Raw genomic sequence first — 25,487 nt, 5'->3', positions numbered from 1 at the left:
GCTCAGCCCGCCGCGCAGAGGATGGCGTCCCACGCGGTCTCGCCGGCGAGAGTGGCCACCGCCGTGGAGTTCAGCGACAGTCGCCCCCTCGTCGTCGCGGGATCCTCCGGCAGCGACACCTCGTCGGTGGTGAGCGCGAAGAGCGTGTCGCCGTCGAGCGGTGTGTGGAAGGGCTGGATGCCGCGATGCATCGAGCTGTGCACCTGCAGGCCGAACTGCTTGAGCTCGGCATCGCTCAGCCGGACGTTCGTCACGACGGCGGTGATGGTGGTGTTGCCGGCCATGGAGTCGACCAGACGGGACTCCCCGATCGCCGCCTCGTAGTCGACAGCCGGATGCCGGCGCTCGCCGCTGGACGCATCGTAATTGCCGCGCACGATCCGGCCTTCGCGGTCGAGGATCACCCCGTAGGGATTGAGCACCGTCACCACGAGCACCTTGACGTCACCCACCTGACGGAACGCGGCACCCTGTCCGGTGAACTCCACGCGCGCGGCGTCCACCTTTCCCGACGAAGCCGACGCGCCGCCGCCCACGCGGCCCACCTCGACGACGCCGGGTCGTGCGGCCGACAGCGCGGCTTTGCCGAGCGCGGCGTCGGGGAAGACGGAGTTGTCGCGTACCGAGTAGTCGTAGATGATGGCGCCCGACACGAGCTGGAGCTGGTCGAAGCCGGAGCGGTGACCGACCCGCTCGAAGAGAGCCTCCGAGACGCCGGCGACCGCCGACAGACCGTAGACCGAGCCGCCGGCGAGGCAGATGGCGTGGTTGAACCCGTAGAGGCCGCTCGAGCCGACGGCTCCGCCGCGGCGATCGACGAAGGTGCGGGCACCCTCCGGCAGCCACAGCACGGTCGCGCCGGTCGGCCCTTCGGCGTACTCCGCGGTCCCGATGAGGACGCCGGGGAAGTCGTATTCCACGTGCCCGCGATCGCTGCCGTGCACAGGTGCCAGCGCGAAGTCTCCGTTCGAGCGGCGGGGGTCCGCGGGCAGGACGGGGGCGAGGCGATGGGTGTCGGTCACGGTGAGAGCTCCTGGAACAGTTGACGCGAATAGGGGTGGCTGGGCAGTTCGTAGAAGACCTCGGTCGGTGCCAGTTCGACGATCTCGCCGGCGCGCATGACCGCGACCCGGTGAGAGATGTATCGCACGGCGGCGAGGTCGTGAGAGATGAAGAGTGCGGAGAAGGAATGCTCGTGCTGCAGGTCCTGGATGAGGTTGAGGATCTGCGCCTGCACCGAGACGTCGAGCGCGCTGACGGCCTCGTCGAACACGATGAAGGCGGGATGGGTGACCAACGCCCGCGCGATGCTGACGCGCTGGAGCTGGCCTCCGGAGAGCTGATGCGGCCGGCGATCGCCGAACGCGGCGGGAAGCCCGACGTCTTCGAGCATCGCCAGCGCGCGGGCCTCGGTCGCGGGGGATCGCCGTTCGTGCACGAGCAGGGGTTCGAGAACCGACTCCACGACGGTCGAGCGCGGATCGAGGGCCCACCGCGGATGCTGCAGCACCGCCTGGATCCGGCCGGCCCGCGACCGCAGGCTGCGGTTCAGCGGCTCGCCCTGGAAACGCACCACGCCCGAGTCCGGCCGCTGAAGTCCCAGCACCACCGCGCCCGTGGTCGACTTGCCCGAACCGGACTCGCCCACCAGGCCCAGCGTCTCACCGGGGGCGACCGCGAACGACACGTTCGACATCGCGCGCACCTCGCGGCGGCCGCGGCCGATGCCCGACGCGAACATCACCGAGACGTCGTCGAGTTCGACCACCGTGCCCGGGACTGACGCCGAGCCGCTCATGCGCTCACCTCCTGCCGGTCCGAAGCCATCAGTTCCTCCGTGCGGATGCACAGGCTGTGGCGTACGGCCGCGGGCGCGGGCCGGGTCGTCGCGCAGGAATCGATCCGTGCCGGGCACCGGGGCGCGAACGCGCAGCCTTCGGCGGCGCCGTGCAGCACCGGAGGCGCCCCGGGAATGCTCGCGAGCCGTTCCCCGCGACGAGCACGGGAGGGATCCGTCGCGGCCAAGGCGCGCGAGTACGGGTGCACGGGCTGACCGAGCACGGCCGGCGCCGGCCCCCGTTCGACCACGCGGCCGGCGTACATCACCGCGACCTCGTCGCACCATCGGGCCACGGCCGGCAGATCGTGGCTGAGCCACAGCACGGTCGTCCCCTGGGCACGGGCCTGTTCGAAGAGCAGCCTCACGACCTCCTCGCGCACGTGGCTGTCCAATGCGGCGGTCGGCTCGTCCGCGATGAGGAGCTTCGGTGCGCGGCACATCGCCATCGCGATGGCGACGCGCTGGGCCATTCCGCCCGAGACCTGGTGGGGGAACAGACGTATGACGCGCTCGGGGTTCGCGATCCGCATGGCGTCCAGCAGCTCGATCTGCCTCGGCGTGGAGGTGTCGTCGCCCATCGCCCGCAGGACGAGCTGGAGTTGCCTGCCGATGCGCATCGTGGGATCGAGCGAACCGATCGGGTCCTGCGCGATGTAGGCGAGGGTGTCGCGCCGGTAGCGGCGGAGACCGCCGGTGTCGAGCGCGAGAACGTCGATGCCCCCGACTTCCAGCGTGCCGCTCACGATGCGCGCCGACCGCGGGTGCAGCCTGCCGATCGCCGACGCCAGCGTCGACTTGCCCGAGCCGGACTCGCCCACGATCGCGAGGGAAGCGCCGTCGGCGACCTCGAGATCGACTCCGTCGAGCGCCCGGACCGTTCTCGCGCCGGTGAACTCCAGGACGAGGTCGCGAATGCGTACGGCGGTCATGTGAGGGACCTCGTCTCTCGGGGCTCGAATCGGTCGCGCAGTCCGTCTCCGATGATGTTGATGCACAGGATCGACACGACGAGCACGACGCCGGGGACGATCAGCAGCTGGGGAGCGAGGGTCATGTAGAGCATTCCCTGCTGGATGAGCAGGCCGAGGGACGCCTCGGGCACCTGCACCCCGAAACCGAGGAAGCTGAGCCCGCCCTCGACCAGAATCGCGACCGACAGTGCGTAGCTCGCCTGCACGGCGACCGTTCCCGCGATGTTCGGCAGGAGGCGTCGGACGAAGATGACCGGCGTGCGTACGCCGCTGATGCGGGCCGAGACGACGAAGTCGCGTTCGGCCACGGCACGGGTCGCGATGCGCACGACGCGCGTCATCAGGGGGATCGTGATGGCGATGATGCTGATGATCGCCGCCGGGCGCCCGGGTCCGATGAGCGCCGAGACGAGGATCGCGAGCACCAGCGCCGGGAAGGCGTACAGGACGTCCACGACGCGCATGACCACTTCGCTGGCGCCGCCGCCGTAGTAGCCCGCGAGCATCCCGAGCGCCGTGCTGAGGATCGCCGAGCAGGCGACCGCGATGAGCGACACGACGAGGGTCGTCGCGATGCCCTCGAACAAGCGGGGGAGCAACGACCGTCCCAGGTTGTCGGTGCCGAGGGGAGCGACGGTGGAAGGGGCCTCGAAACGGCCGCCCACAGTCGCACTGGTGGAGCCCGCCAGGCCGGTGAGGGTGGCGACGACGGTTGTCAGCACGATGACCGCGAGCACGATGACGGCCAGGCGCATAAGGCCGTCCATGTTGCGCCAGATGCCTCGGGTCGCCGTCCCGGCGACGCGGACGCGATAGGTGGCGGTGGGTGCGACGGTCATCGACGGCTCCTTCCGGTCAGCCGCAATCGCGGATCGAGCGCGTTGGCGACGAGGTCGACGAGAAGGCTCGTGATGATGAAGACCGCTGCTGCCAGCATCACGGCCGCCTGGATGATCGCGTAGTCGCGGCGGCCCAGCGCCGTCTGCAGGTACGAGCCCATTCCCGGCACGTTGAAGACGAACTCGACGATCACCGTTCCCCCCAGCAGCACGGCGATCAGCGATCCGACGACGGTGAGGATCGGCGCTGCGGCGTTGCGCAGCACGTGGTGACGGACGATGAACCCCGGCGTCTCGCCGCGGGCGACCGCCGCCTGCACATGCGGTTCGACCAGCACGTTCATGACGGCATCCCGTGTGTTCCGTGCGACGACGGCGACGCAACCGACCGACAGCACCGCGATGGGAAGCACGAGCGACCCGACGAACCTGCCGGGGTCGTCGGCGAACGCCGCGTGCCTGCCGACCGAGAGGCCCAGCCCGAGCGTCGAGACGGCGAAGACCACCACGCCGGCGAGGAGGAACTCCGGGATGCTGATGCCCAGCGCACTGACGAGGCGTCCGGCCGCTCCCGCCGATCCCTCGGACCGCAGGGCCGAGGCGAATCCCAGGGGGATGCCGATCAGCAGCGTCGCGAGGATCGTCACGATCGCGATCGTCGCGGTGACGGGAAGCCGTGCGGCGAACTCGTCCGACACCGAGACGTTCGAGACGAAAGAGAACCCCAGGTCTCCGGTGAAGACACCGAACAGCCAGCGGAAGTACTGCTCGACGATCGGTGCGTCCAGGCCCGAGGCGGCCACGGCCCGGGCCCGCTGCTCCTCGGAGGCGAGCGGACCCAGGACGAGGTCGGTGTAGTCGCCCGGCATCAAGCGCACGGAGGCGAAGATCAGCACCGACACCCCGATGAGCGTGACGAGTGCGGCGGCGACCCGCCGGAGCGACCACAGGACGACCGGCATGTCAGCCTGCGCGGAACTCGGTGATGTGGCGGAGGAAGTCGCCGTAGCCCTCGTCGGTGGTGAGGGTGGGGCTCACCGACGCGGTGTTCCAGGCGATCGTCGACGGACGCAGCACCAGCGGGATCATCTCGCTCTGTTCGTCCGCGAGTGCGCAGAGCTCGCTGAACACGCCGGCGCGTTCGTCTCCCGGCTCGGTCGTGTAACCGGCGGCGATGAGCTCGTTCAGCTCGTCGGACCCGCTCATGTACACCGACGAGAATCCGGCGACTCCCGGGTTCCACCAGGTGGTGACCATCGCGGGGTCGGCGTAGCCGGCGAACCAGCTCAGCGCGAGGTCGAAGTCGGACGGATCGCCGTAGACACGGTCCGAGTAGGTGGCGTAGTCCAGCTGCTCGATCGAGACGGTGACGCCGATCTCGGCCAGATTCTGCAGCATGACCTGCGCGATCTGGGCGAGCACGGGCTCGTCGGTGTACACGAGCAGGTCGAGCTCGAGTCCGCCGATCTCGTCGATGACGGCCTTGGCGTCGGCGGCATCCGACGTCGCGGACGGGAGTCCGTCCGGCGCGCAGCTGTCGGGGAGCCCCGCCGGAGTGATGCCGGACGCGCCGGTCGAACCGCCGAAGGCGAGCTCGTTGATCGCATCGCGATCGATCGCCGAGTTGATCGCGAACCGAACCGCTTCGTCCTGCAGTGCCTCATCGCCCGAGACGGAGTTGATCATGAGGTAGTGGTAGTCGGTGTTCTTCTGGCCGGCGACCGTCACGTCCGCCGCGTTCGAGAGCAGCTCTGCCGAGTCCGCCGAGTTCAGCACGGCGAAGTCCGCCGAACCGTCGCGAAGGCCCGCGGCACGCGTCGCCTCGTCGCCGACGATGTCGATGCGCAGCGACGAGAAGCCCAGCGAGCCGGCATCGGGGTGATGCTCGTTCGGCTCGAACGTCCACTCCTCGTCCTGACGATGCGCGGTGGCCACGAGGGGACCGGTGCCGAGCATCTGCTGGGTGATGTCCACCTCGCCGGCCTCGATCTCTGCCATCGGGAGAACGGCGGCCGGGGTGTTCGCCAGCGCGGCGAGGAAAGGCGCATAGGGTTCCGAGAGGGTCACCGTGACCTCCAGGTCGCCGGTCTTCTCGACCGAGGCGACGGGTCCGAGCTGGCCGGTCCATGTCGTCGGGTTGTCGAGCAGCCGCTGCAGACTGCCGACCACGTCGTCGGCGGTCATCGCGCGGCCGTTCGAGAAGACGGCGTCGTCGGCCAGGGTGAAGACGTACTCGGTGTCGCTGGGCGTCTCCCACGATGTCGCGAGGCTCGGCGCCACGGCCAGGTCCTCGTCGATGGTGGTGAGGGTCTCGTACGAGAGCCCCTCGATCATCCACGACCGGGCCGTCGCGGCGCCCTGGGGGTCGAGTCCGCTCGCCTCGGCGGTGTCGTAGTCGACCTGGACGACGAGTTCACCGCCCGAGTCGAACGACTCGTCGGCGACCGCGAGGAAGCCGGGCGCCGCCTCCGCTTGCGAGACGGGTGGGGAGGAGCTGTCCGCTCCCGCGGCACAGCCGGTGAGGGCGAGGGCGGCGACCGCGACGATCGCGGCTCCCGCTCGAGCTGCTCTGAGCATTTCTAGTGTTCCCTTCGAGCTGAGTGCTGGTTCTCATGGTGCTGGTGCGACGCATCCGCGTGCGCGTGCTCCTCGTGGGTGCACGAGCATGCCGCGGTGGAGGCCGGGACATCGAGGGTCGGGTTCCGGTCGAAGAAGTCGTGGGGTCGGAGGACGAAGCCGCAGGTGTCGACGGGCATGATCGGCCAGTCCTCGGTGCGGGGGAAGTGGGTCAGGCCGAAGGTGTGCCAGAGCACGAGGTCGGCGCCGTCGAGGGAGGCGTCGTCGGCGACGAACGCCGGCAGTCCCTGTTCGCCCGCGCTCTGATTCACGACTGCTCCTGCCGGATAACGCTCATCGACGTCGTAGGCGGTGACCCAGATGTCGGCCGTCGCGAACCTGGCACGCGATGCGATGACCGAGTCCGGCTGGGCGAGCAGCACCGGCTTGCCCTCCGTGGCCAGGACGTACGACACGGGCCGGCCCAGCCGGTTCATCGACGTCGTGCTGCTGACGCGCCAGGTTCGGTCCACGGACGCGTGGGAGCGTCGCCGGGCGTTCTTCTCGCTGGTCAGCCGCGTCGCGCGGAAGCCGATCGCTGTGCCGTGGGTGTTGTCGCCGTCGATCGGGACGGTGGTGACGTCCACCTCGTCGACGACAGCCGGTCCTTCGTCGACCGCCATGTCGAGTCGCGCGCAGAACAGGTGCTGGTGGTAGGGCGCCGCGAGGCCGGGGGCGAGCTCGCTGGCGTAGCGGCTCGCCCGGTCGTCGTAGGCGGCCGTGAAGACCAGCCCGGTCGCCTTCGCCTCGAACTCGATCTTGCCGTCGAGGTAGAGGTACCAGTAGAAGCCGTAGTCGTAGTTGCCGACGGTCACGAAGAACGAGATCACGAGCCGGCGCTGCCGGCGCACGTCGCTCGTTCCGGTGAACTGCTCGGTGTGCTTCCAGAGCACCCCGGCGTCCTCCTCGTGGATGCACACGGCGTTCGGCAGCACCTTGACCTCACCGCGCGCGTCGGCGATCGGCACGTCGAGATACGTGATGTCGCCGACGCAGTCGCACCCGAGCTCGAGGCTGTTCACGAGCCGGCCGAGCAGGTACTCGCCCGTGTCGAAGTAGTTCTGCCAGAAGCGGACGGGGCCGGGGTCGCCGTACGGCACGAGCATCTCGGCGATCGAGGCCCGGTGCACGATCGGGCGCACGCGTCCGGCATCCTCGAAGCCCACGCCGTGCAGGATCAGGCCCTCGCGCATGTCGTATCCGATCCGCAGCGACCACTTCTCCCACGACACGACGTCGCCGTCGAACGAGAAGCTGGGTCCTTGCGGCTGCTGGATGACGATCGGCTTCTGCGTCGTGCGCTCGGGTCCGAACGTACCCGGAACGTGGTAGTCCGCCGTCTCCTGCGGAATCGGCATCACACCGGTGTCGATGACCTGTGCGACGCTCCGGGAGCCGAGGTCGACGTACGCGACCAGTCCGTCGATGGGGTGCGCCCACGGCATCGTCTGCGGTGTCGGCTGGTGGTGGCCGAGCACGCGGGCCATGCGCCGGCCGTCTTCGCCTTCGATCGGGAAGCGACCGGCGGACAGTCCTGCCAGGGCGACGGTCGCCGGGTCGTGGATGCCGCGCAAAGCGAGTGCGGCGAGCCACCGCTCGTCGGTCGCGAGCAGATCCCGGATGAGGACGTGCTCCTCCTTCAGCAGGGGCACCTGACCCGAGACGACGGGGTCGATCTGCTCGTCGCGTGCGAGGTCGCCGCGGTCGAGGTCGACGGAGATGTCGCGCGCCTCGCCGGTGGCGACGTCCAGCAGCTGCACATGCGCGCGGCGGGGGACGGGGCGACCGGCCAGCACCTCGCGGCGGTCGGGCTCGTCGAGGCCGATGTACGCGATGCGGTGTGACTCCTCGAGCCGGCCGTGGCGGCGCAGGATGGCGGCCGCCTCCTGCAGCTCGCCCTCCGAGAGCGTTGCGAACGGTGCGCCGGACTCGTCGCCGAGGCGGCGCGAGCGCTGCACGTGAGTGCCGGTGGAGCAGGAGCAGGTCATCGGTTCTCCGAGTCGGGTGACGTTCCCGCCGGATGCCGGAACGTTCCGGCAAAGGTAAGCGAAATCCGCGTTACGGCGCAAGGCCCACATTGTTGCGAGCGGATTACGGTCTTCTGGGTGTGGTTAGAATCGGCCGCATGCAAGGGCCCCGGCGTGCGCGCCTGATCGATGTCGCCCGTCGTGCCGGCGTCGGCAAGACGACCGCTTCGGATGCCCTGAGCGGAACCGGGCGGGTCTCTCCGGCGACCCGTGACGCGGTGCTCGCCGCAGCAGCAGACCTGGGCTACACCGCCAACACCGCTGCCCGGCACCTGCGGAACGGGTCCATCGGCACGATCGGGATCGTCCTGCCGGAGGTGGTGTCGCGGTCGTCGTACTACATGGCCTTCTCGTTCGGCATCGTGACCCATGCGGCCGCGCACGACGTGGACGTCACGATCGTGAGTCCGTCCGTCTCGTCGGGCCGCTCGCGACCGATCCGGGCCGACGGGCTCATCATCGGCGACCCGTTGTCGGGCGACCCGGCGCTTCCGGCGCTGTTCGCCAGCGGCATCCCGATCGTCACGCAGGAGCATCTCCCCGACGACGTCGAGGGCGAGCCCGTGGGCGTGGTGTGGTCGTCGCACGAATCCGGGATGCTGCGCCTCATGGACGAGATCGACCGCACCGGGGCGCGCCATCCGGCCCTGCTCGTGGCCCCCGACATCACGGACTGGAGCCGCCAGCTGGTCGCGGGCTACCGGCGCGGCTGCGCGAGCCGCGGGCTGGAGCCCGTGCTCGCCCCGATCGAGTTCGAGGCGCCCTGGGCGGCCGTCCGCGCGGCGACCGAGCGCCTGCTCGCGGAGCGGCCCGAGACCGACGTGATCATCTGCGCCCCCGACTCGAGCGCGATCGAGGTCGTCGCGGTACTGGGGCGCATGGGCCGTGTCATCGGCGACGACATCACCGTGGTCTCGTGCGTCGATCACCCCTCGCTGCCCTACCTCCAGCCGTCGATCACCTCGATCGACCTCCGGCCGCGGGAGTCGGGAGTCGCGTGCGCCGCGCTGCTGCTGGACGTGCTCGAGGGGCGCGCCGAGCCGGGGGCCGACATCGAGTTCCCGATCACCGTCGTCGCCCGAGAGTCCACCGCGCACCCGTTGCGGGCGAGGGCATCGTGACGGCGCCGCTCGACGGTGTCGTCGTCGCCGACTTCTCTCGCGTGCTCGCCGGCCCTCTCGCGACCATGACCCTCGCCGACCTCGGTGCCCGCGTCATCAAGATCGAGCGGCCCGGCACCGGCGACGACACGCGAGCCTGGGGACCGCCGTATGCCGCGTCGGGAATGACCACGTACTTCGAGTCCGCCAACCGCGGCAAGGAGTCGATCGAGCTGGACCTCACCGACGCCGGCGATCGCGGCCGGGCGCATGAGATCATCGCGCACAGCGACGTCGTCATCGAGAACTTCCGCCCCGGCCAGTTCGCGCGCCTCGGCTTCGACTGGCCGGCCATGTCGGAGCGCCATCCGCGCCTGATCTACGCGTCGGTGAGCGGGTTCGGCCTCGCCGCGGGGGCGGAGCTTCCCGGGTACGACTTCGTCGCACAGGCGGTGGGCGGGCTGATGCACATCACCGGCGACCGGGACGGCGAGGCGATGAAGGCGGGCGTGGCGCTGGTCGACGTCCTCACCGGCAAGGACGCCGTGATCGGCATCCTCGCCGCCCTGCGCCGGCGTGAGCTCACCGGTCGCGGCTCGCGGGTGGACGTGAACCTCCTCTCGAGCCTGCAGGCCGCCCTCGTGAACCAGGTGTCGGCACAGCTCGGGGCAGGCGTGGAACCTCGCCGGCTGGGCAACCGGCATCCGTCGATCGCCCCGTACGAGGTGCTCGAATGCGCTGACGGTCCGCTCGCCGTCGCGTGCGGCAACGACGCGCAGTTCGCCAAGATGACCACGGTGCTCGGCGTGCCGGCTCTCGCCGGCGACACCCGCTTCGCCCGCAACTCCGACCGCGTCGCGCACCGGGAAGAGCTTGCGACGGCTCTCGAGGGCGCGCTCGCCGCCGATGTCGCGCAGGCCTGGGCGGAGCGCTTGAACGCTGTCGGCGTCGCCGCGGGCGTCGTCAACACCATCGGCGACGGGCTGGCGCTGGCCGAGCGGCTGGGGCTCGAGCCCGTGAACGAGACGACCGGCGACGACGGCCGGATCTCGCGCCAGGTACGCCCGCCGATCGCCTGGTCACCGGCGATCCCGGTGTCGGCCACGGCGCCGCCGCGACTGGGGGAGCACACCGACGACGTGCTCCGCTGGCTTGCGGCGGATGGCGGCTAGGGCCGCCGGCGCAGCGCCAGCCAGAGCTCGGCCGACACGTCCGGATCCGCCAGCTCCACGCCCAGCAGCTCCTCGGCCGCGGCGATCCGCTGCCTCACGGTATTGCGGTGCACCCCCAGTGCCCGGGCGGTGCGCTCGATGCGGCGCCCCGACGCCAGGTGCGCGCGTGCGGCGGCGAGCAGAGCCGGCGATCCTTCCAGCAGCCGCGCCCAGTCCTCGGCTCGCTCCGCCGCGTCCACGACGGGCCGCCCCGGTGAGCGCCGCCACAGCGCGAGGGCGCGGGCCGCGGCGGCCGGGACCTCCTCGAGCGCGACGGCGGCGCTGACGGCGCCGACCCCGCCGGCAGCCGGACCCTCGGCATCCACCAGCGTCAGTCGCATCCCGTCGCGCTCGATCGCCAGCTCTGCGAGGGGCTCGTCGTCGGCCCCGCTCACGTGCACGCGGCTCAGCAACGGCAGATCGATTCCCGCCGATCGGGCCAAAGAGCGTGCCGCCACGGCATCCCCGTCGAAGACGAGCCGGGCGACCCAGTGCGCCGCTGACGTCTCGGTCGCAGGGCGACGGATCGTCAGCCGCAGTACGGCGACCGCGGTGAGCACGAGCTGCCGGTCCGTGCGGGTGAGCGGCCGGCTCGCGCCGACCGCCACCGCTCCGATCGTCCGGCCGTTCGCGACGACGGGGTGCGCGACGACGACCGACCCGTGTGCGACGAACGACGCCGCGGCGACGCCGGTGCGCTCGAGGGAGCGTTCGACGTCGGCTTTGACGGAGGGGAGGAGGCCCGACAGCCCCGCGGGGTGCAGCAGCGCGCCCGGCGCCGTGGGGTCGAGCGGGATCCATGCCGCCCAGCCGCCGACGGCCTCCGAGGTCAGCCGCACGACGTCGTGGACCGGCTGGTCGCCGGCCGCCGCCCCGGCCAGACGCGTGTGCGTGTGCCCGATCCGCGCCACGGCGTCCCGTTCGTCGCGGCCCTCGAGCTGCCAGAACGACCGCGTCACGGCGAGGAACGGTTCGCCGTCCGGGACGACGAAGAGCGGGACCCCGGCGTTCGCACAGCGATCGACGAAGCCGGGGGGCACGGCATCCCACCCCTCTCCGAGACCCAGGCCCAGCGCGCCGACCCGCTGTTCTGCCAGTCGTGCGACGTATGCGTCGTCGTCGTCTCGGCCGGTGAGGCGGATGCCGGTGGTCAGCAGCAGCTCGCCACCGTCGAGGTAGCGGCCGGGGTCGGCGAGCTCCGACACATGCACCCCGGTGATCTGGTGCGCGGGATCGAACGGCCCGACCGCGATGAGGGCGGGTCCGGCGGTTTCGGCCAGCTCTCCGAGGGTGGTCATGATCACCATTGTGCACGCTGCACAGATTCTGGCGATGAAGTGTGCAGAAGCGACATCCGGTGCGAAACGGCGGTCTATATCGTCGCCTGCATGACCGTCGACCTCCCTCGCCTCGTGACCGAGATCCCGGGACCTCGCTCGCGAGCCCTGCACGCCCAGCGCTCCGCCGCCGTTCCGCAGGGGTTCGGCATCACGCTGCCGATCTTCGTGGAACGCGCCACCGACTCCGCCCTCGAAGACGTCGACGGCAATCTGCTCATCGACTTCGCCTCCGGCATCGCGGTGACGAGCGTGGGCGCGTCCAACCCTCGCGTGCGCCGGCGCGTCGCGGCGCAGCTCGATCGCTTCACGCACACGTGCTTCATGGTGACCGAGTACAAGTCGTTCGTGCGTGTGGCGGAGTGGCTCAACGCGCATGTGCCGGGCGACTTCGACAAGCGCACGGCGCTGTTCAGCACGGGTGCGGAAGCGGTCGAGAACGCCGTCAAGATCGCCCGTGCGCACACCGGGCGCGCCGGCGTGCTGGTGGTGGACGAGGCGTACCACGGCCGCTCGCTGCTGACGATGAGCATGACGGCGAAGGAGCACCCGTACAAGACGTCGTTCGGTCCGTTCGCTGCGGAGGTGGTGCGAGTGCCGAACGCCAATCCGCTGCGGGGGACGGGCGTCGACGCCGCACTCGCCGAGCTCGAGCGGGTCGTCGCCGCCAGCGGGCCCGCTGCGTTCGCCGCGCTCGTGGTGGAGCCGATCCAGGGCGAGGGCGGCTTCGTCGTTCCCGAGCCCGGCTTCCTCGCGGGACTGCGCCGCATCGCCGACGAGCACGGGATCGTCCTCGTCGTCGACGAGATCCAGTCCGGTCTGGGGCGCACCGGCGCTCTGTTCGCGAGCGAGCACGAAGGCGTCGCCGGCGACCTCACCCTGACCGCGAAGGCGCTCGGAGCTGGCCTGCCGATCAGTGCGGTGACGGGGCGTGCCGAGATCATGGATGCCGCGCACCCGGGTGGCCTCGGCGGCACGTACGCCGGCAATCCGCTCGCCTGCGAGGCGGCTCTGGCGGTCTTCGAGGTGCTCGAGGATCCGGCACTGATGCCCCGGGTGCGCGAGATCGAGGCGATCATCCGGCGCAGCCTCGAGCCGTTGCGGCACGAGTTCGGCGTCGTGGCCGACATCCGGGGCCGAGGGGCCATGATGGCGATCGAGTTCGCCGACGCGGGCGACCTCGCCCCGCGGGCCGACCTGGCGCAGCGCATCTCCGCCGCGTGTCACTCGGCGGGGCTGCTGACACTCACCTGCGGCACGTACGGCAACGTCATCCGCCTGCTTCCGCCCCTCGTGATCGACTTCGCGGCGCTCGAGCGGGGGCTCGAGATCCTCACCGGCGCCATCCGAGGGATCGCCTCGGATGCGGGGGAGGCGGCGGCATGATCGGCGCACCGGACCTGCTCGACTTCGACGACCTGCTCACCGACGACGAACGGGCGGTGCGCGACCGCGTCCGCGCGTTCGTCGACGCCCGCGTTCGTCCTCGCATCGCGGACTGGTACGACCGCGCCGAGTTCCCCGTCTCGTTGATCCCGGAGCTGGCCGAGCTCGGCGTGCTCGGCATGCATCTCAGGGGATACGGATGCCCCGGCCGCAGCGCGGTCGAGTACGGGCTGGCCGCGATGGAGCTCGAAGCCGGCGACTCGGGGCTGCGCACCTTCGTCTCGGTGCAGGGCTCCCTCGCCATGAGCGCGATCCACAAGCACGGCAGCGAGGAGCAGAAGCAGCACTGGCTGCCACGCATGGCACGCGGCGAGGTCATCGGATGCTTCGGCCTCACCGAGCCACAGTCGGGCTCGGACCCCTCGAGCATGACCACCTTCGCGCGCCGTGAAGGCGACACGTGGGTCATCAACGGGGCCAAGCGCTGGATCGGTCTCGCGTCGATCGCGCACATCGCGATCATCTGGGCGCAGACCGACGACGGCGTACGCGGCTTCATCGTGCCGACCGAGACCCCCGGGTTCGTCGCGACGCCGATCGCGCCCAAGATGTCGATGCGGGCGTCCATCCAGTGCGACATCACCTTGACGGACGTACGCGTACCGGCAGACGCGCAGCTGTCCGAGGCGCGTGGCCTGCGCGGGCCGTTCTCGTGCCTCAACGAGGCGCGCTACGGCATCGGTTGGGGCGTCATCGGTGCCGCGCGCGACAGCTACGAGACGGCGCTGCGGTACTCCCTCACCCGGGTGCAGTTCAACACGCCGATCGCCGGATTCCAGCTCACGCAGCAGAAGCTGGTCGACATGGCGATCGAGATCGAGAAGGCACAGCTGGTCGCTCTCCGGCTGGGCAGGTTGAAGGATGCCGGCCACCTGCAGCCGCATCAGATCTCGGTGGCGAAGCTCTCGAACACGCGGGCGGCGATCGCGATCGCGCGCGAGGCCCGCACGATCCTCGGCGGCAACGGCGTGGCCGCCGAGTACTCGCCGATGCGCCATGCGGCCAACCTCGAGTCCGTCCGCACGTACGAGGGAACCGACGAGGTGCACACCCTCGTGCTCGGCGCACACATCACCGGCATCCCGGCCTTCCGGCCGTCGGCAGAAGGAGCAGAATGACCACTGCATCATTGCGCCACCTGATCGATGGAGAGTGGATCGAGGGCGGCGGTGAGCACATGACCGACGTCAACCCGAGCCGGCCGTCCGACATCGTCGCCGAGGGCCCGGGCGCCTCGTCGGCAGACGTGGATCGAGCCTTCCGCGCCGCGCGTGCGGCGTTCGACGGATGGCGCCGGACCCCCGCCCGGGAACGAGCCGGCGTCCTCCTCCGCGCAGCGGAGGTCATCGCCGCGCACCGGGAGGAGTGGGGGCGCGAGCTCGCCCGCGAAGAGGGCAAGACGCTGCTCGAGGGGACCGCCGAAGTCGCTCATGCCGCGAACATCCTGCGCTACCACGCACAGGAGGCCGAGCGTGCGTCGGGAGAGGTCTACGAGTCGCCCACTCCCGGCGAGCGGATCCTGGTCGTCCGCCGTCCGGTCGGTGTGATCGGCGCGATCACCCCCTTCAACTTCCCCATCTCGATCCCGGCGTGGAAGCTGGCCCCCGCACTGGTGTGGGGCAACACGATCGTGTGGAAGCCCGCCACGACCGTGCCCCTGCTGGCCGTCCGCTTCGCGGAGGCGCTCGAGCAGGCCGGGCTTCCGCGGGGAGTGCTCAACCTCGTGAACGGTTCGGCCGCGGTGGGCGAGGCGATCGTGTCGCACCCCGACGTGGACGCGGTGACCTTCACCGGCTCGACGCGGGTCGGACGTATGGTCGCGGCGCAGCTCGCAGCACGCGGCATCCCGTTCCAAGGCGAGCTGGGTGGAAAGAACGCCTCGCTCGTGCTCGCCGACGCCGAACTGGATCTCGCCGTCGAGCAGGTCGCGATCGGCGCGTTCCGCGCGGCCGGCCAGAAGTGCACGGCCACCTCGCGCGTCGTGGTCGACGACGCGGTGGCCGAGGAGTTCCTCGCGCGGCTCGCCGAGCGCACGAGCGCGATGGTCGTCGGGGACGCCCTCGCCGAGGGGGTGGAGGTCGGCCCGGTCGTCGACGGCCCGGCGCGCGACCGCGTCGCGGCCGCCATCGGCCGGGCGCATGCCTACGCTCGTCCCGTCGTCGCGCCCGACCTGTACCGGCAGGGACCCCTTGCGGAGGGCTACTTCATTCCGCCGTCGATCTTCGAGCTGCCGCACGATGAGCCTGGTGAGCTCTGGCGGGACGAGCTCTTCGGGCCGGTTGTGGGAGTGCGTCGCGCCTCGTCCGCCGCCGACGGCTTCGCACTCGTGAACGACAGCGAGTACGGGTTGTCGACGGCGGTGTTCACGACGGATCTCGGCCGCGCGCTCGCTGCGATCGACGACATCCGTGTGGGCGTCGTGCACATCAACTCCGCGTCGGCGGGAGCAGACCTGCACGTTCCCTTCGGCGGCAATCGGGGCAGCGGCCTCGGTCCGAAGGAGCAGGGTGCCGTGGCGCGTGACTTCTTCACCGAGACGGCGACGGTGTATCTGAAGGGGTAGGTGGGGGTAGCAACGGAGCCAGCTGGGTCGAGCCGCTGCCGCCCACCCCGACAGTGTCTTCGACTGAACGCAACCCGCGGCGGATTCCGATGTGGGGTTGGATCCTCATCGGCGCAGCTGTGCTGGTCCCGATCATCTTGCTGTCACCCCTTTTCGCCGTCATCGCGCTGATCGTGCTCGTGACGAGCATCGTCGCGCTCGCGACGGGCGCACGTACGTGGCTTCGCCTCAGCTCTCGCAAGACCGCGATCGCGGTGACGGCGGCGGCCGCCGCAGTGTTGCTCGTAACGGGAAGTGTGAGCGCGGCGATGCTGCCGAACACGGGCGGTGGAGCCAGGGTCGAGCCCGTTACCTTCGCTGAGCGCCCGTCAACTGATGGTGGAGCACAGAGCGCCGAATCTCGCGCGACTGCAACGCCCACGCCCACGCCCGTGGCGAGCACGCGCGAGGACGTCGTGACCGAGATCATTCCCTTCACCGAAACCCGGGTCGACGACGGTGCCCTGCCCGTGGGGCAAACGCAGGTTCGAACCGCCGGGCAGAACGGCGAGAAGACCCTCACGTATCTGGTCCGCCTCCTGGACGGCCAAGAGGTCAGCAGAGAACTGATCTCCGACATCGTCACGACCCAGCCCGTTACTCAGATCGTCGCGAACGGCACCTACGTTGCGCCGCCACCACCTGAACCCGCGCAACCTGGCGGGAGTTGCGACGCGAACTACGCGGACGCGTGCGTGCCTATCGACAGCGATGTCGACTGCGCCGGTGGCAGCGGCAACGGTCCCTCGTACTTCAGCGGTGTCGCGCGGGTCGTCGGCAGCGACATCTACGACTTGGACCGCGACGGCGACGGACTCGCCTGCGAACCTTACTGATCGGCTGCTCGGGCGCGCTCGACGATTCCCCGCGCGTCTCCGTGAATCCTCATTCGCGGCACGCCGCCGCGGCCTCGGATGCGAACCCCTGGCCCTGCCATCGTGTGCGGACGTGGTACCCCACCTCGAGCTTCTTGATCCCGAGTCGGCCTGGCGCCGGGGCACGAGCTCTTCGCCCACGGCACCGCGTCCCCGGGCCCGCTCACCTCGATATCCTCTCCCTGTGACCCTGCGTGACGATGTCGCTTCCGAGCGGACCAGTATGGGCCGCGGGATGGATGTGGTGTCCTGCGTCGCTGAGATGACCGCCGCGAGCGAGCAGGGCGTGTCTGTGCAGACCATCGCACGAGCACTGCAGCGCGATCGGTCGCAGGTCTCGCGCACGCTCGCTGCGCTGGCGGATGAGCGGCTGGTGTCGCGTGGCTCCGACGGTCGCTACCGACTGGCGTGGGGCTGGTATGCCTCGGCGGAGCAGCTGGTCGAAAGGCGTCTGCGCAGCGAGGGCCTCACGATTCTGGACGAGTTGTCAGAGTCCGTGGCGGAGGCATGCTTCCTCGGAGTTCTCGAGGGCGATGCGACCGTCACCATCGTTGAGAGCGTGCCGCCTGCCGCCCGGTTGATCGGTTCGTGGATCGGACGAGCGTATCCGGCGTTCTGCAGTGACGCGGGTCAGGCCGTGCTGTGGGACGCCTCCGATGAGGAGGTTCGTGGCGTGTTCAGCCGCACGAGCTTCCGCAGCGCCGGTCCGAACGCCGCTGCGTCGGTCGATGAGTTCCTGGCGCGCCTGAGGGAGTCTCGGGCGAGAGGCTACGCGATCGTGGCGGAGGAGGCCGAGCCGGGCCTGTACTCGGTGTCGGCCCCGGTGTGGGACTTCCGGGGCGAGGTCATCGCCGGCCTGCAGATCGTGGGAGAACGGCATCGCCTGGAACCCAGGTCTGATGCTCTGGGGGCGGCGTGCGTCGAAGCGGCGCAGCGTCTGTCGGCGATGCTCGGCGCCCGCGAGGCTCGGGGCGAGTAACCCGGAGCGGGTTGCTCACGCCTCCTGGATGAGAAGGCTCAGCCGAGCGCAGGCGTCGCGAAGCGCGGTCCGGGCTTCGCGTGCACGGCGCTCCGAGAAAGCGCCACCACTGATGCCGATGGACACCACGATGCCACGCTGATCGCTGATCGGCAGCGCATAGTCTCGCACGCCTTCGACGTATTCCTCGCGGGCGTCCACCATGCCGAGCTTGCGGTCCCGCTCGAGCAGCTGATGGAGCTGATCCACCGATCGCGCCGCGCCCGGACCGCCGACGCCGACGAACTGCACGTCGGCGAGGAGCGCTTCGAGGTCATCGCGCGTGTGGTCCCACAGGAGGGCCCGGCCGGGGCCGGTGCACCAGATGGGGGTCAGGATGCCGGGACGCAGGTAGTCAGCGGAGACGCCCGGGCCCTTCTCGGAGCGGAGCAGGATCGCTCCCGGTCCCTGGGCGGCGACCAACTGCGCGGAGACGCCCAACGTGGACGCGAGCACGCGCAGACTCTCCCGTGCTGCCCGGAGCCACGGCCGGCTCAGTGCTCCGGCGGCGCGGAAGTAGCCGTCGCCGGCTTTGAGGACCGCGGCGTTGTCGCGATCGAGGTAACCCAACTCCCGCAGCTCGCGCGTGAGGCGCGAGACGCGGCTGCGTTCGATGCCGGTGGTCTCCGCCAGGCGTGAGGCGTTGTGCCCTTGCCTTCCCGATCGCTCCCGCTCGACGGCGGCGTCCAGCAGCGCGAGACCCTGCAGGAGGGAGGACGGGGGAGTCATGGTCGGAGGCGCTCTCTGTGCCGGTGGGACGGCGGCCCGGTCACTGGGTGGGGACTGCCGCGGAGGCCGGCCCGTCGACGACTACGCGCGGGTTCAGCCGAGCCCACGCGGTGTACGAGCCCGCGGCGATGGTGCCGCTTGCCCGTTCGATGTCGGCGGAACGGATCTGTGCGGATCCCTGCCGCCCGTAAAGTACCACTTCGTCGCCGATCTGAGCCGAGGGGATCTGGGTCACGTCGACCACCAGACTGTTCATCGCGAGTCGATCGATCACCGGAGCGAGCGTGCTACGGACCAACACGTGCCCTCGTCCCCCCAGCGTGCGCGGGTAGCCGTCGGCGTAGCCGACGGGTATGACAGCAAGCCGGCTGTCGCGATCGATGCGTGCGGCCCTGTCGTACCCGACCGTGCTGCCCGCCGGGTAGGGGTTGATCGCGGCGATGCGCGACACGAGCCTCATGGCGGGGCGGAGGCCCGGGATCGCGGCCGAGGTGTCGCCGTAGAGCGCGGCACCGATCCGGACCATGTCCATGCGTGAGGCGCGCACGGTCAGGGCGGCGTACGAGGTAGCGCAGTGCTTCTCGAAACGGCCGCGCGGGGCGCCCAGCACCCGCCCGGCCGCCTCGGCCTGATTCCGGAAGGCGAGGGCGCCGGCGCTCACATCGTCGGCGTCTTCGCATGGGAAGTGCGAGCAGATCCCGACCACGGCGAGCTCGGAGGTTGCAGCGATGCGTCGCAGGTGAGGCTGCGACTGAGGGTCGTCCCAGTCCATTCCGTCCCGACTGAGCCCCGTGGAGTTGAGGGAGAGGTGGACGCGGATGCGACGCCCGAGCGTGCGGGCGGCGGCGGTCACGACACGCGCGTGCTCGCCGCCGCCCACCCACTCTTCGATATCGAGCCGGCCACCCTCCTGGATCTCGTCGCGCAGCGCCGCCCGGAGGCGGATGATGCGTCCCGAGAAACCCAGCCGGCGCGCCTCTTCGGCCTCCTGGTTGGAGGTGATGCCGATTGTGTCGATACCGGCCGCCATCAGGGTCGGGAGCACCACCGGGATGCCGTGGCCATAGGCATCCGCCTTCACCACCCCGCAGAGCCGCGTCGTGATGCCGACCTCGCCTCGAACGACGTCGAGGTTGTGAGAGATGGCGTCGACGTCGATCTCGACCCAGACGGGACTCGTGGTGCTCATGCGTGGCGGTGGCCTGGTCGGCGCGGGTTACCCGCGGGGCTGACGAAGGGGCTCTTCGGCGACGGGGTCGTCCGCCTCGTCGACGGGGGCCTCCTCCGACACGGCGACGACCGGGCGCGCGCCACGGCGTCCGTAGCGCCACCAGAAGAACAGATAGCACAGCCCCACGAACGGAACCCCGAAGTACAGGGCGGCGACCTGGTTCGGGTCGAACGCGATGGCCACCAGCGAGATCGACAGCAGCACGAACGCCAGGATCGGAAGCGCGGGGTACAGCGGGGTGCGGTACGGCAGCGTCGTGATGTCGCCGCCTTCGCGCACGAACCGGCGGCGGTGGAAGAACTGCGACGCCACGATCGACATCCACACGGCGACCACGGCGAAACCCGCGATCGACACCAGCACCAGGTAGACCGTCTGCGGCGCGATCACGCTGGAGATCAGCGAGACGAGCCCGAGTGCGAGACTGACGCTCAGCGCCACGAGCGGGATTCCCCGCCGGGTGAGGCGCTGCAGCACCCGCGGCGCGTGTCCTTCCTCCGCGAGGGAGAAGAGCATCCGGGCGCACGAGAACAAGCCGCTGTTGCCGGCGGACAGCAACGCGGTGATGATGACGAAGTTCATGATGTCGGCGGCGTAGGGGATGCCGACGTACTCGAACACGTCCACGAACGGGCTGCTGGTCAGCCCGGCATCCTCGTACGGCAGGAGCGCGGCGATGACCGTGATCGACCCCACGAACAGGATCAGCAGTCGCAGGACCGTCGACCGGATGGCCTTCGGGATGTTCTTGCCCGGGTCTTTGGTCTCACCGGCGGCGACGCCGATCAGCTCCGAACCGCTGAACGCGTAGAAGACGGCGAGGGCGGTGACGACGACGCCCGCGATGCCGTTGGGGAAGAGGCCGTCCGGGGTGACGAAGTTGCTGAACAGCGGGGCGGCGGGGTGCTCGGCCGAGAGCGGTGTGAAGCCGAAGATCGCCATGCCGCCGAACACGATGAGCGCGACGATCGCGACCACCTTGATCAGCGAGAACCAGAACTCGGTCTCGCCGAAGACCCGTGCCGAGATCGCGTTGATGGTGAACAGTCCAAGAGCGAAGATCAGGCACCAGACCCAGACGTCGACGCCGGGGAACCAGCGCTGCATGAGGATGCCGGACGCCGTGAACTCCGACCCGAGCGCGACGACCCAGCACAGCCAGTACAGCCACGCGGTCGTGAAGCCGGTGGCGGGGCCGATGGACCGTGCCGCGTAGATGTGGAACGCGCCCGAGACCGGATACGCCAGTGCCAGCTCGCCGAGGCAGGCCATCACCAGCCACACCACGAAGGCGCCGATGAGGTAGGCGATGATCGCGCCCAGCGGGCCGGCCTGGCTGATGGTGTAGCCCGAACTCAGGAAGAGTCCGGAGCCGATCACGCCGCCGAGGGCGATCATGATCAGGTGTCGGGCGTCCATGGAGCGCTGCAGTCGTCGCAGCGGCACCTGTGTCGCGGTGGTGTGGGGAAGAGCGTTCGGAAGCTCACTCTGTTCGGGCAGCGGGCTCATGTGTTCTCGCATTCGAGTAGGAGTCGGGTGGTGCGACGGACCGTGCTACATGATCACAACAATGTGTCTATGATGCACGACTCGCGTGTCGGGCAGATTACGGGGCCAAGCGGTCGGTGCACAAGGCATACGAGCCAATTCGCGGCGTACGAGGCCGGTTCGAGCACTTCTTCCGTGCGGTGGTCAGATTGGCATCCTGTGCGAGCGATCCGGCAGGCGCGGGCTGACGCGACTGTTGGGGATGCTGAGTCGAACCTCTTCCCGATTCTCTTGAAGGAGCTCGACGTGGACCGTCATGACATCGCGCTGATCGGCTTCGGCGGCGTGAACCGCGCGCTGGCGAAGATCATCCTCGACCGCGGCGACGAACTCGCCGCCGACCTCGGCTTCGCTCTGCGTGTCGTCGCCATCACCGACCTGCGCCTGGGCTCCCTGATGCGGGCCGAGGGCATCGACCTCGCAGACGTGTTCGCCATGTCGGACGGCGAGACCTTCGCCGGCAAGCCCGGCGGGACGGCGGTGCCGCAGAACGAACATGTGATCCGCAACAGCACGGCCGACATCGTCGTCGAGGCCACCTTCACCAACCCCGTCGACGGGGAGCCGGGCATCTCACACGTGCGCGCTGCGCTCGAGAGTGGAAAGAGCGTGACCACGACGAACAAGGGCCCGGTCGCGCTCGCGGGGCTCGAGCTGAACCGCCTGGCAGCGGCGAATGGTGTCACGTTCCAGTACGAGGGCTCGGTGGTCAGCGGCACGCCGATCCTGCGGTTCGCGTCCGAGACGCTCCAGGGTCTGCGGATCAACGCGGTCGAAGGCATCCTCAACGGCACCAGCAATTACGTGCTCGGTCAGATGGAGTCGGGCATGACGCTGGACGCCGCCGTCGCGGAGGCTCAGGCGCTCGGGTACGCCGAGGCCGACCCGACGGCCGATATCGAAGGCTCCGACGTGCAGCTGAAGGTCGTCATCCTCGCCAACGAGCTCCTCGGCGCGGACATCACCACGGCCGACGTGGCCCGGCGGGGGATCTCCGAGGTCTCCGCCGCCGACATCATCGAAGCCGCCGCCCAGGGCAAGTGCTACAAGCTGATCGGGTCGGCATTCCGCAGCGCCGCCGGAACGGTCACCGCCAAGGTCGAGCCGGTGGCGCTGCCGCTGACACACCCGCTCGCCAGCGTCAGCGGCCCGACGAACGCAGTCTCGTTCGACACCGATCTGCTCGGCACCGTGACCGTCTCGGGCCCGGGCGCGGGTCGCATCGAGACCGCCTACGCGCTGCTGTCCGACATCATCGCGATCCACGCGCACCAGAGTGCGCGCGTCGGGGCTGCCCGGTGAGCACCGTGGAAGCCACGCAGACCATTGCCTCGGGGCACCCCGACCTGATCGTCACGAACCCGTTCGATGGTGAGGTGATCGGCGCCGTCCCCCAGAACGGACCCGCGCAGCTCGAGCAGATCCTGGAGCGTGCGCGAACCGGGTTCCAGCTGTCGCGGTCCTTGTCGCGGTACTCGCGGCACGAGGTCCTCGCGCGTGCGTCCGCACTGCTGGGCGAGCGCGCCGAGACCGCGGCCGACCTGATCGTGCAGGAGGCGGGAAAGACCGTCCGGCAGGCGCGAAAGGAGGTCGCTCGCGCGGTCATGACCCTCTCGTTGTCGGCCGACGCGGCCCGGTCCGATGCCGGAGAGGTCGTCCCGTTCGACGCGTTTCAAGGCTCCGAGAACCGGCGCGGCTGGTTCACCCGCGAGCCGCTGGGGATCATCGTCGCCATCACTCCCTACAACGACGCGTTGAACCTCGTCGCCCACAAGCTGGGTCCGGCCATCGCGGGCGGCAACTCGATCGTGCTCAAGCCGTCCCAGCTGACGCCGCTGACCGCTCGGTTCCTGGTCGACCTGCTCATCGACGCGGGCCTGCCCGATGAGATCATCACCGTGGTGCACGGCGACCGTGAACTGGCGCAGGCGCTCATCTCAGCCCGCGACGTGCGCATGGTCTCGTTCACCGGAGGGTTCGCCACAGGAGAGGCGATCGCCCGCAACGCCGGTCTGAAGAAGCTCGCGATGGAACTCGGCGGCAACGCCCCGGTGATCGTGTTCTCGGACGCCGACATTCCCGCCGCGGTCGAGGCCTGCGTCTCGGGCGCGTTCTGGGCTGCCGGCCAGAACTGCGTCGGCGCCCAGCGCATCCTGGTGCAGAAGGCGGTGTACGAGGAGTTCCGCGACCGCTTCGCGGCGCAGACCATCGCCCTCAAGGCCGGCGACCCGCGAGACGAGTCCACCGATGTCGGCCCGATGATCTCGGTCGCGTCCGCTGAGGCCGCGGAGCGACTCGTGGAGCACGCGGTCACGGCGGGTGCCCGCGTGCTGGCGGGGCACCGCCGGGAGGGGTCCGTGTACTGGCCCACCGTCGTCGAGGGAGTGCCGTTCTCGTGCGAGCTGTGGGCCGACGAGGCGTTCGCGCCGGTGGTGGTCCTGTCGCCGTTCGAAACGGAGGAGCAGGCCATCGCGCAGGCGAACGATGTCGACTATGCGCTGCACGCTGCCACCTTCACCCGCGACATCACGCGCGCGCTGCGCGTGGCGGAGCAGCTGGATGCGGGCGGAGTGATGATCAACGACTCCTCCGACTACCGGGTCGACAGCATGCCGTTCGGTGGCTCGAAGTACGGCAGCATGGGCCGCGAGGGCGTGCGATTCGCGTACGAGGAGATGACCCAGCCCAAGGTCGTCTGCATCAACACATGAGCCGCATCGCAATCCGCGTCGAGCGCGATTCGCTCGGCGAGCTGGCGGTGCCCGCCGAGGCGTACTGGGGCGTTCACACGGCCCGCGCCCGCGAGAACTTCACGATCAGCAGCACGCCGATCTCGCAGCATCCCGATCTCATCCACGCCCTCGTCACGGTGAAGGATGCCGCCGCCGCGGCGAACCACGAGCTCGGGTTGCTGCCGGCGGGGGTGGCGGAGGCCATCGCCGCGGCCTGCCGGAGGGTGCGCGACGGTGAGCTGCACGACCAGTTCTGTGTCGACGTGCTGCAGGGCGGCGCTGGTACCAGCACGAACATGAACGCCAACGAGGTGATCGCCAACGCCGCCCTGGAATCCCTGGGGCTGCCGCGCGGCCGCTACGACGTGGTTCACCCCATCAACGATGTGAACCGGAGTCAATCGACCAACGACGTCTATCCGACCGCGGTCAAGATCGCCGTGGCGAAGGGCCTCCTGCGGCTGATGCCGAGGTTGGAGGAGCTCGCCGCGGCCTTCGAGGAGCGAAGCGTCGCGTTCGGCTCCATCGTCAAGATCGGTCGCACCCAGCTGCAGGATGCTGTGCCGATGACGCTCGGCGACGAGTTCGCCGCGTTCGCTGTCGCAATCCGCGAGGACGTGGCACGCATCGACGACACGGTGCCGTTGCTGCTGGAGTGCAGCCTGGGCGGCACCGCCGTGGGAACCGGAGTGACCGCTCCGACCGGCTATCGGGACACCGCTCTGGAACGACTCCGCGAGCGCTCCGGGCTCCCCATGACCCCGGCGGCCCACCTCTTCGAGGCGAGCTGGGACGCCAGCGCGTTTCTGCAGTCCTCTGCGGTGCTCCGCCGCACGGCGATCAAGCTGTCGAAGATCAGCAACGACCTGCGGCTGCTCGCCAGCGGCCCGCAGGCGGGGCTGGGCGAGATCCGCCTGCCTGCCCGGCAGGCCGGGTCTTCGATCATGCCGGGCAAGGTGAACCCGGTGATCCCCGAGGTGATGAACCAGATCGCCTTCGCGGTCATGGGCGCAGATGTGACGATCGGCGTCGCCGCCGAAAGCGGGCAGCTGCAGCTGAACGCCTTCGAGCCGATCATGGCGCACTCGCTCCTGCAGTCGCTGAGCTGGGTGACCAACGGCGTCTCGGCGCTGCGCCGGTTCTGCGTGGAGGGCATCGAAGCCAATGACACCGTGCTCGCGCGCTACGTCGCGTCGTCCGTCGGAACGGTGACGACCCTGGTGCCGTCCATCGGCTACGAAGCGGCCGCCCATGCGGCTCAGTACGCGCTTCGCACCGGCATCCCCATCGCCGACGCGGTGGCGCAGCACACAACGCTCTCGCGCGAAGAGGCGGCAGCGCTCCTGGCGCACTGAGGGCGCTGCC

At 69.9% G+C, this 25,487-nt stretch carries 21 protein-coding genes; 10 read left to right on the top strand and 11 right to left on the bottom strand.

Annotation, left to right across the window (positions count from 1 at the left end; translation table 11 throughout):
• Positions 1-2: 2 nt before the first annotated feature.
• The 7 genes from IM778_RS13175 to IM778_RS13145 are packed head-to-tail and all read right to left on the bottom strand — an operon-like array spanning position 3 to position 8,254.
• Entirely contained in the window at positions 3-1,022 is a 1,020-nt protein-coding gene (locus IM778_RS13175) for a P1 family peptidase (protein ID WP_194409307.1), read from the bottom strand.
• Complete coding sequence (locus IM778_RS13170; RefSeq protein WP_194409306.1) at positions 1,019-1,798, bottom strand: ATP-binding cassette domain-containing protein; 780 nt, start codon at positions 1,796-1,798, stop codon at positions 1,019-1,021. The genes IM778_RS13175 and IM778_RS13170 overlap by 4 nt, the downstream gene beginning before the upstream one ends.
• Complete coding sequence (locus IM778_RS13165; RefSeq protein WP_194409305.1) at positions 1,795-2,769, bottom strand: ABC transporter ATP-binding protein; 975 nt, start codon at positions 2,767-2,769, stop codon at positions 1,795-1,797. Before IM778_RS13165 ends, IM778_RS13170 begins: the two co-directional genes overlap by 4 nt.
• The gene (locus IM778_RS13160) at positions 2,766-3,650 is read right to left on the bottom strand and encodes an ABC transporter permease (protein ID WP_228484554.1); all 885 of its coding nucleotides are present in this window, start codon (positions 3,648-3,650) and stop codon (positions 2,766-2,768) included. The genes IM778_RS13165 and IM778_RS13160 overlap by 4 nt, the downstream gene beginning before the upstream one ends.
• On the bottom strand, positions 3,647-4,612 hold the full coding sequence (locus IM778_RS13155) for an ABC transporter permease (protein WP_194409304.1): 966 nt from the start codon (positions 4,610-4,612) through the stop codon (positions 3,647-3,649). The genes IM778_RS13160 and IM778_RS13155 overlap by 4 nt, the downstream gene beginning before the upstream one ends.
• Position 4,613: 1 nt before the next feature.
• On the bottom strand, positions 4,614-6,227 hold the full coding sequence (locus IM778_RS13150) for an ABC transporter substrate-binding protein (protein WP_194409303.1): 1,614 nt from the start codon (positions 6,225-6,227) through the stop codon (positions 4,614-4,616).
• 2 nt (positions 6,228-6,229) lie between these two features.
• Positions 6,230-8,254 (bottom strand): primary-amine oxidase, encoded by a 2,025-nt coding sequence (locus IM778_RS13145; protein ID WP_194409302.1) that lies wholly within the window; start codon positions 8,252-8,254, stop codon positions 6,230-6,232.
• Between the two features lie 137 nt (positions 8,255-8,391).
• Here IM778_RS13145 and IM778_RS13140 point away from each other — a divergent pair, with 137 nt between their 5' ends.
• Positions 8,392-9,414 (top strand): LacI family DNA-binding transcriptional regulator, encoded by a 1,023-nt coding sequence (locus tag IM778_RS13140; RefSeq protein WP_194409301.1) that lies wholly within the window; start codon positions 8,392-8,394, stop codon positions 9,412-9,414.
• The gene (locus tag IM778_RS13135) at positions 9,411-10,565 is read left to right on the top strand and encodes a CaiB/BaiF CoA transferase family protein (protein ID WP_194409300.1); all 1,155 of its coding nucleotides are present in this window, start codon (positions 9,411-9,413) and stop codon (positions 10,563-10,565) included. Before IM778_RS13140 ends, IM778_RS13135 begins: the two co-directional genes overlap by 4 nt.
• Here IM778_RS13135 and IM778_RS13130 read toward each other — a convergent pair.
• Positions 10,562-11,902 (bottom strand): PucR family transcriptional regulator, encoded by a 1,341-nt coding sequence (locus tag IM778_RS13130; RefSeq protein ID WP_194409299.1) that lies wholly within the window; start codon positions 11,900-11,902, stop codon positions 10,562-10,564. The genes IM778_RS13135 and IM778_RS13130 overlap by 4 nt on opposite strands.
• A 90-nt stretch (positions 11,903-11,992) precedes the next feature.
• Here IM778_RS13130 and gabT point away from each other — a divergent pair, with 90 nt between their 5' ends.
• The 5 genes from gabT (at position 11,993) to IM778_RS13105 (ending at position 17,843) form a co-directional block, all read left to right on the top strand.
• Positions 11,993-13,327, top strand: a complete 1,335-nt coding sequence (gabT, locus tag IM778_RS13125) for a 4-aminobutyrate--2-oxoglutarate transaminase (protein ID WP_194409298.1) — start codon at positions 11,993-11,995, stop codon at positions 13,325-13,327.
• A complete protein-coding gene (locus IM778_RS13120) occupies positions 13,324-14,505 on the top strand; it encodes an acyl-CoA dehydrogenase family protein (protein ID WP_194409297.1) in 1,182 nt (393 codons plus the stop codon). Before gabT ends, IM778_RS13120 begins: the two co-directional genes overlap by 4 nt.
• On the top strand, positions 14,502-15,950 hold the full coding sequence (locus IM778_RS13115) for an aldehyde dehydrogenase family protein (RefSeq protein ID WP_194409296.1): 1,449 nt from the start codon (positions 14,502-14,504) through the stop codon (positions 15,948-15,950). The genes IM778_RS13120 and IM778_RS13115 overlap by 4 nt, the downstream gene beginning before the upstream one ends.
• 89 nt (positions 15,951-16,039) lie before the next feature.
• On the top strand, positions 16,040-16,825 hold the full coding sequence (locus IM778_RS17790; RefSeq protein WP_228484553.1) for a G5 domain-containing protein: 786 nt from the start codon (positions 16,040-16,042) through the stop codon (positions 16,823-16,825).
• 223 nt (positions 16,826-17,048) lie between these two features.
• Complete coding sequence (locus tag IM778_RS13105; protein ID WP_194409295.1) at positions 17,049-17,843, top strand: IclR family transcriptional regulator; 795 nt, start codon at positions 17,049-17,051, stop codon at positions 17,841-17,843.
• A gap of 15 nt (positions 17,844-17,858) precedes the next feature.
• Here the strand turns inward: IM778_RS13105 and IM778_RS13100 are convergent, their stop codons facing one another.
• From IM778_RS13100 to IM778_RS13090, 3 genes are read right to left on the bottom strand one after another with little or no spacing between them, the layout of a single operon-like run.
• A complete protein-coding gene (locus tag IM778_RS13100) occupies positions 17,859-18,611 on the bottom strand; it encodes an IclR family transcriptional regulator (protein ID WP_194409294.1) in 753 nt (250 codons plus the stop codon).
• Between the two features lie 40 nt (positions 18,612-18,651).
• On the bottom strand, positions 18,652-19,800 hold the full coding sequence (gene alr / locus IM778_RS13095) for an alanine racemase (protein WP_194409293.1): 1,149 nt from the start codon (positions 19,798-19,800) through the stop codon (positions 18,652-18,654).
• Between the two features lie 27 nt (positions 19,801-19,827).
• Positions 19,828-21,351: an amino acid permease gene (locus IM778_RS13090; RefSeq protein ID WP_194409292.1), complete on the bottom strand. Its 1,524-nt coding sequence runs from the start codon at positions 21,349-21,351 to the stop codon at positions 19,828-19,830.
• 69 nt (positions 21,352-21,420) lie between these two features.
• Here IM778_RS13090 and IM778_RS13085 point away from each other — a divergent pair, with 69 nt between their 5' ends.
• From IM778_RS13085 to IM778_RS13075, 3 genes are read left to right on the top strand one after another with little or no spacing between them, the layout of a single operon-like run.
• Positions 21,421-22,692 (top strand): homoserine dehydrogenase, encoded by a 1,272-nt coding sequence (locus tag IM778_RS13085; protein ID WP_228484552.1) that lies wholly within the window; start codon positions 21,421-21,423, stop codon positions 22,690-22,692.
• On the top strand, positions 22,689-24,101 hold the full coding sequence (locus tag IM778_RS13080) for an aldehyde dehydrogenase family protein (protein WP_228484551.1): 1,413 nt from the start codon (positions 22,689-22,691) through the stop codon (positions 24,099-24,101). Before IM778_RS13085 ends, IM778_RS13080 begins: the two co-directional genes overlap by 4 nt.
• Positions 24,098-25,477, top strand: coding sequence for an aspartate ammonia-lyase (locus tag IM778_RS13075; protein WP_194409291.1), 1,380 nt, complete (start codon positions 24,098-24,100; stop codon positions 25,475-25,477). Before IM778_RS13080 ends, IM778_RS13075 begins: the two co-directional genes overlap by 4 nt.
• Positions 25,478-25,487: the final 10 nt, after the last annotated feature.

The sequence above is a fragment of the Microbacterium cremeum genome (genome assembly GCF_015277855.1).
Taxonomy (GTDB): Bacteria; Actinomycetota; Actinomycetes; order Actinomycetales; family Microbacteriaceae; genus Microbacterium; species Microbacterium cremeum.
This window is presented reverse-complemented; position numbering and strand designations above follow the sequence as displayed.

What these genes read in the sequence shown, in the direction of transcription:
- IM778_RS13170 (WP_194409306.1), bottom strand. Translation starts at nt 1,798, where the DNA reads ATGAGCGGCTCGGCGTCAGTCCCGGGCACGGTGGTCGAACTCGACGAC.
- IM778_RS13165 (WP_194409305.1), bottom strand. Translation starts at nt 2,769, where the DNA reads ATGACCGCCGTACGCATTCGCGACCTCGTCCTGGAGTTCACCGGCGCG.
- IM778_RS13160 (WP_228484554.1), bottom strand. Translation starts at nt 3,650, where the DNA reads ATGACCGTCGCACCCACCGCCACCTATCGCGTCCGCGTCGCCGGGACG.
- IM778_RS13155 (WP_194409304.1), bottom strand. Translation starts at nt 4,612, where the DNA reads ATGCCGGTCGTCCTGTGGTCGCTCCGGCGGGTCGCCGCCGCACTCGTC.
- IM778_RS13150 (WP_194409303.1), bottom strand. Translation starts at nt 6,227, where the DNA reads ATGCTCAGAGCAGCTCGAGCGGGAGCCGCGATCGTCGCGGTCGCCGCC.
- IM778_RS13145 (WP_194409302.1), bottom strand. Translation starts at nt 8,254, where the DNA reads ATGACCTGCTCCTGCTCCACCGGCACTCACGTGCAGCGCTCGCGCCGC.
- IM778_RS13140 (WP_194409301.1), top strand. Translation starts at nt 8,392, where the DNA reads ATGCAAGGGCCCCGGCGTGCGCGCCTGATCGATGTCGCCCGTCGTGCC.
- IM778_RS13130 (WP_194409299.1), bottom strand. Translation starts at nt 11,902, where the DNA reads ATGACCACCCTCGGAGAGCTGGCCGAAACCGCCGGACCCGCCCTCATC.
- gabT (WP_194409298.1), top strand. Translation starts at nt 11,993, where the DNA reads ATGACCGTCGACCTCCCTCGCCTCGTGACCGAGATCCCGGGACCTCGC.
- IM778_RS13120 (WP_194409297.1), top strand. Translation starts at nt 13,324, where the DNA reads ATGATCGGCGCACCGGACCTGCTCGACTTCGACGACCTGCTCACCGAC.
- IM778_RS13115 (WP_194409296.1), top strand. Translation starts at nt 14,502, where the DNA reads ATGACCACTGCATCATTGCGCCACCTGATCGATGGAGAGTGGATCGAG.
- IM778_RS17790 (WP_228484553.1), top strand. Translation starts at nt 16,040, where the DNA reads ATGTGGGGTTGGATCCTCATCGGCGCAGCTGTGCTGGTCCCGATCATC.
- IM778_RS13100 (WP_194409294.1), bottom strand. Translation starts at nt 18,611, where the DNA reads ATGACTCCCCCGTCCTCCCTCCTGCAGGGTCTCGCGCTGCTGGACGCC.
- alr (WP_194409293.1), bottom strand. Translation starts at nt 19,800, where the DNA reads ATGAGCACCACGAGTCCCGTCTGGGTCGAGATCGACGTCGACGCCATC.
- IM778_RS13090 (WP_194409292.1), bottom strand. Translation starts at nt 21,351, where the DNA reads ATGAGCCCGCTGCCCGAACAGAGTGAGCTTCCGAACGCTCTTCCCCAC.
- IM778_RS13085 (WP_228484552.1), top strand. Translation starts at nt 21,421, where the DNA reads ATGATGCACGACTCGCGTGTCGGGCAGATTACGGGGCCAAGCGGTCGG.
- IM778_RS13075 (WP_194409291.1), top strand. Translation starts at nt 24,098, where the DNA reads ATGAGCCGCATCGCAATCCGCGTCGAGCGCGATTCGCTCGGCGAGCTG.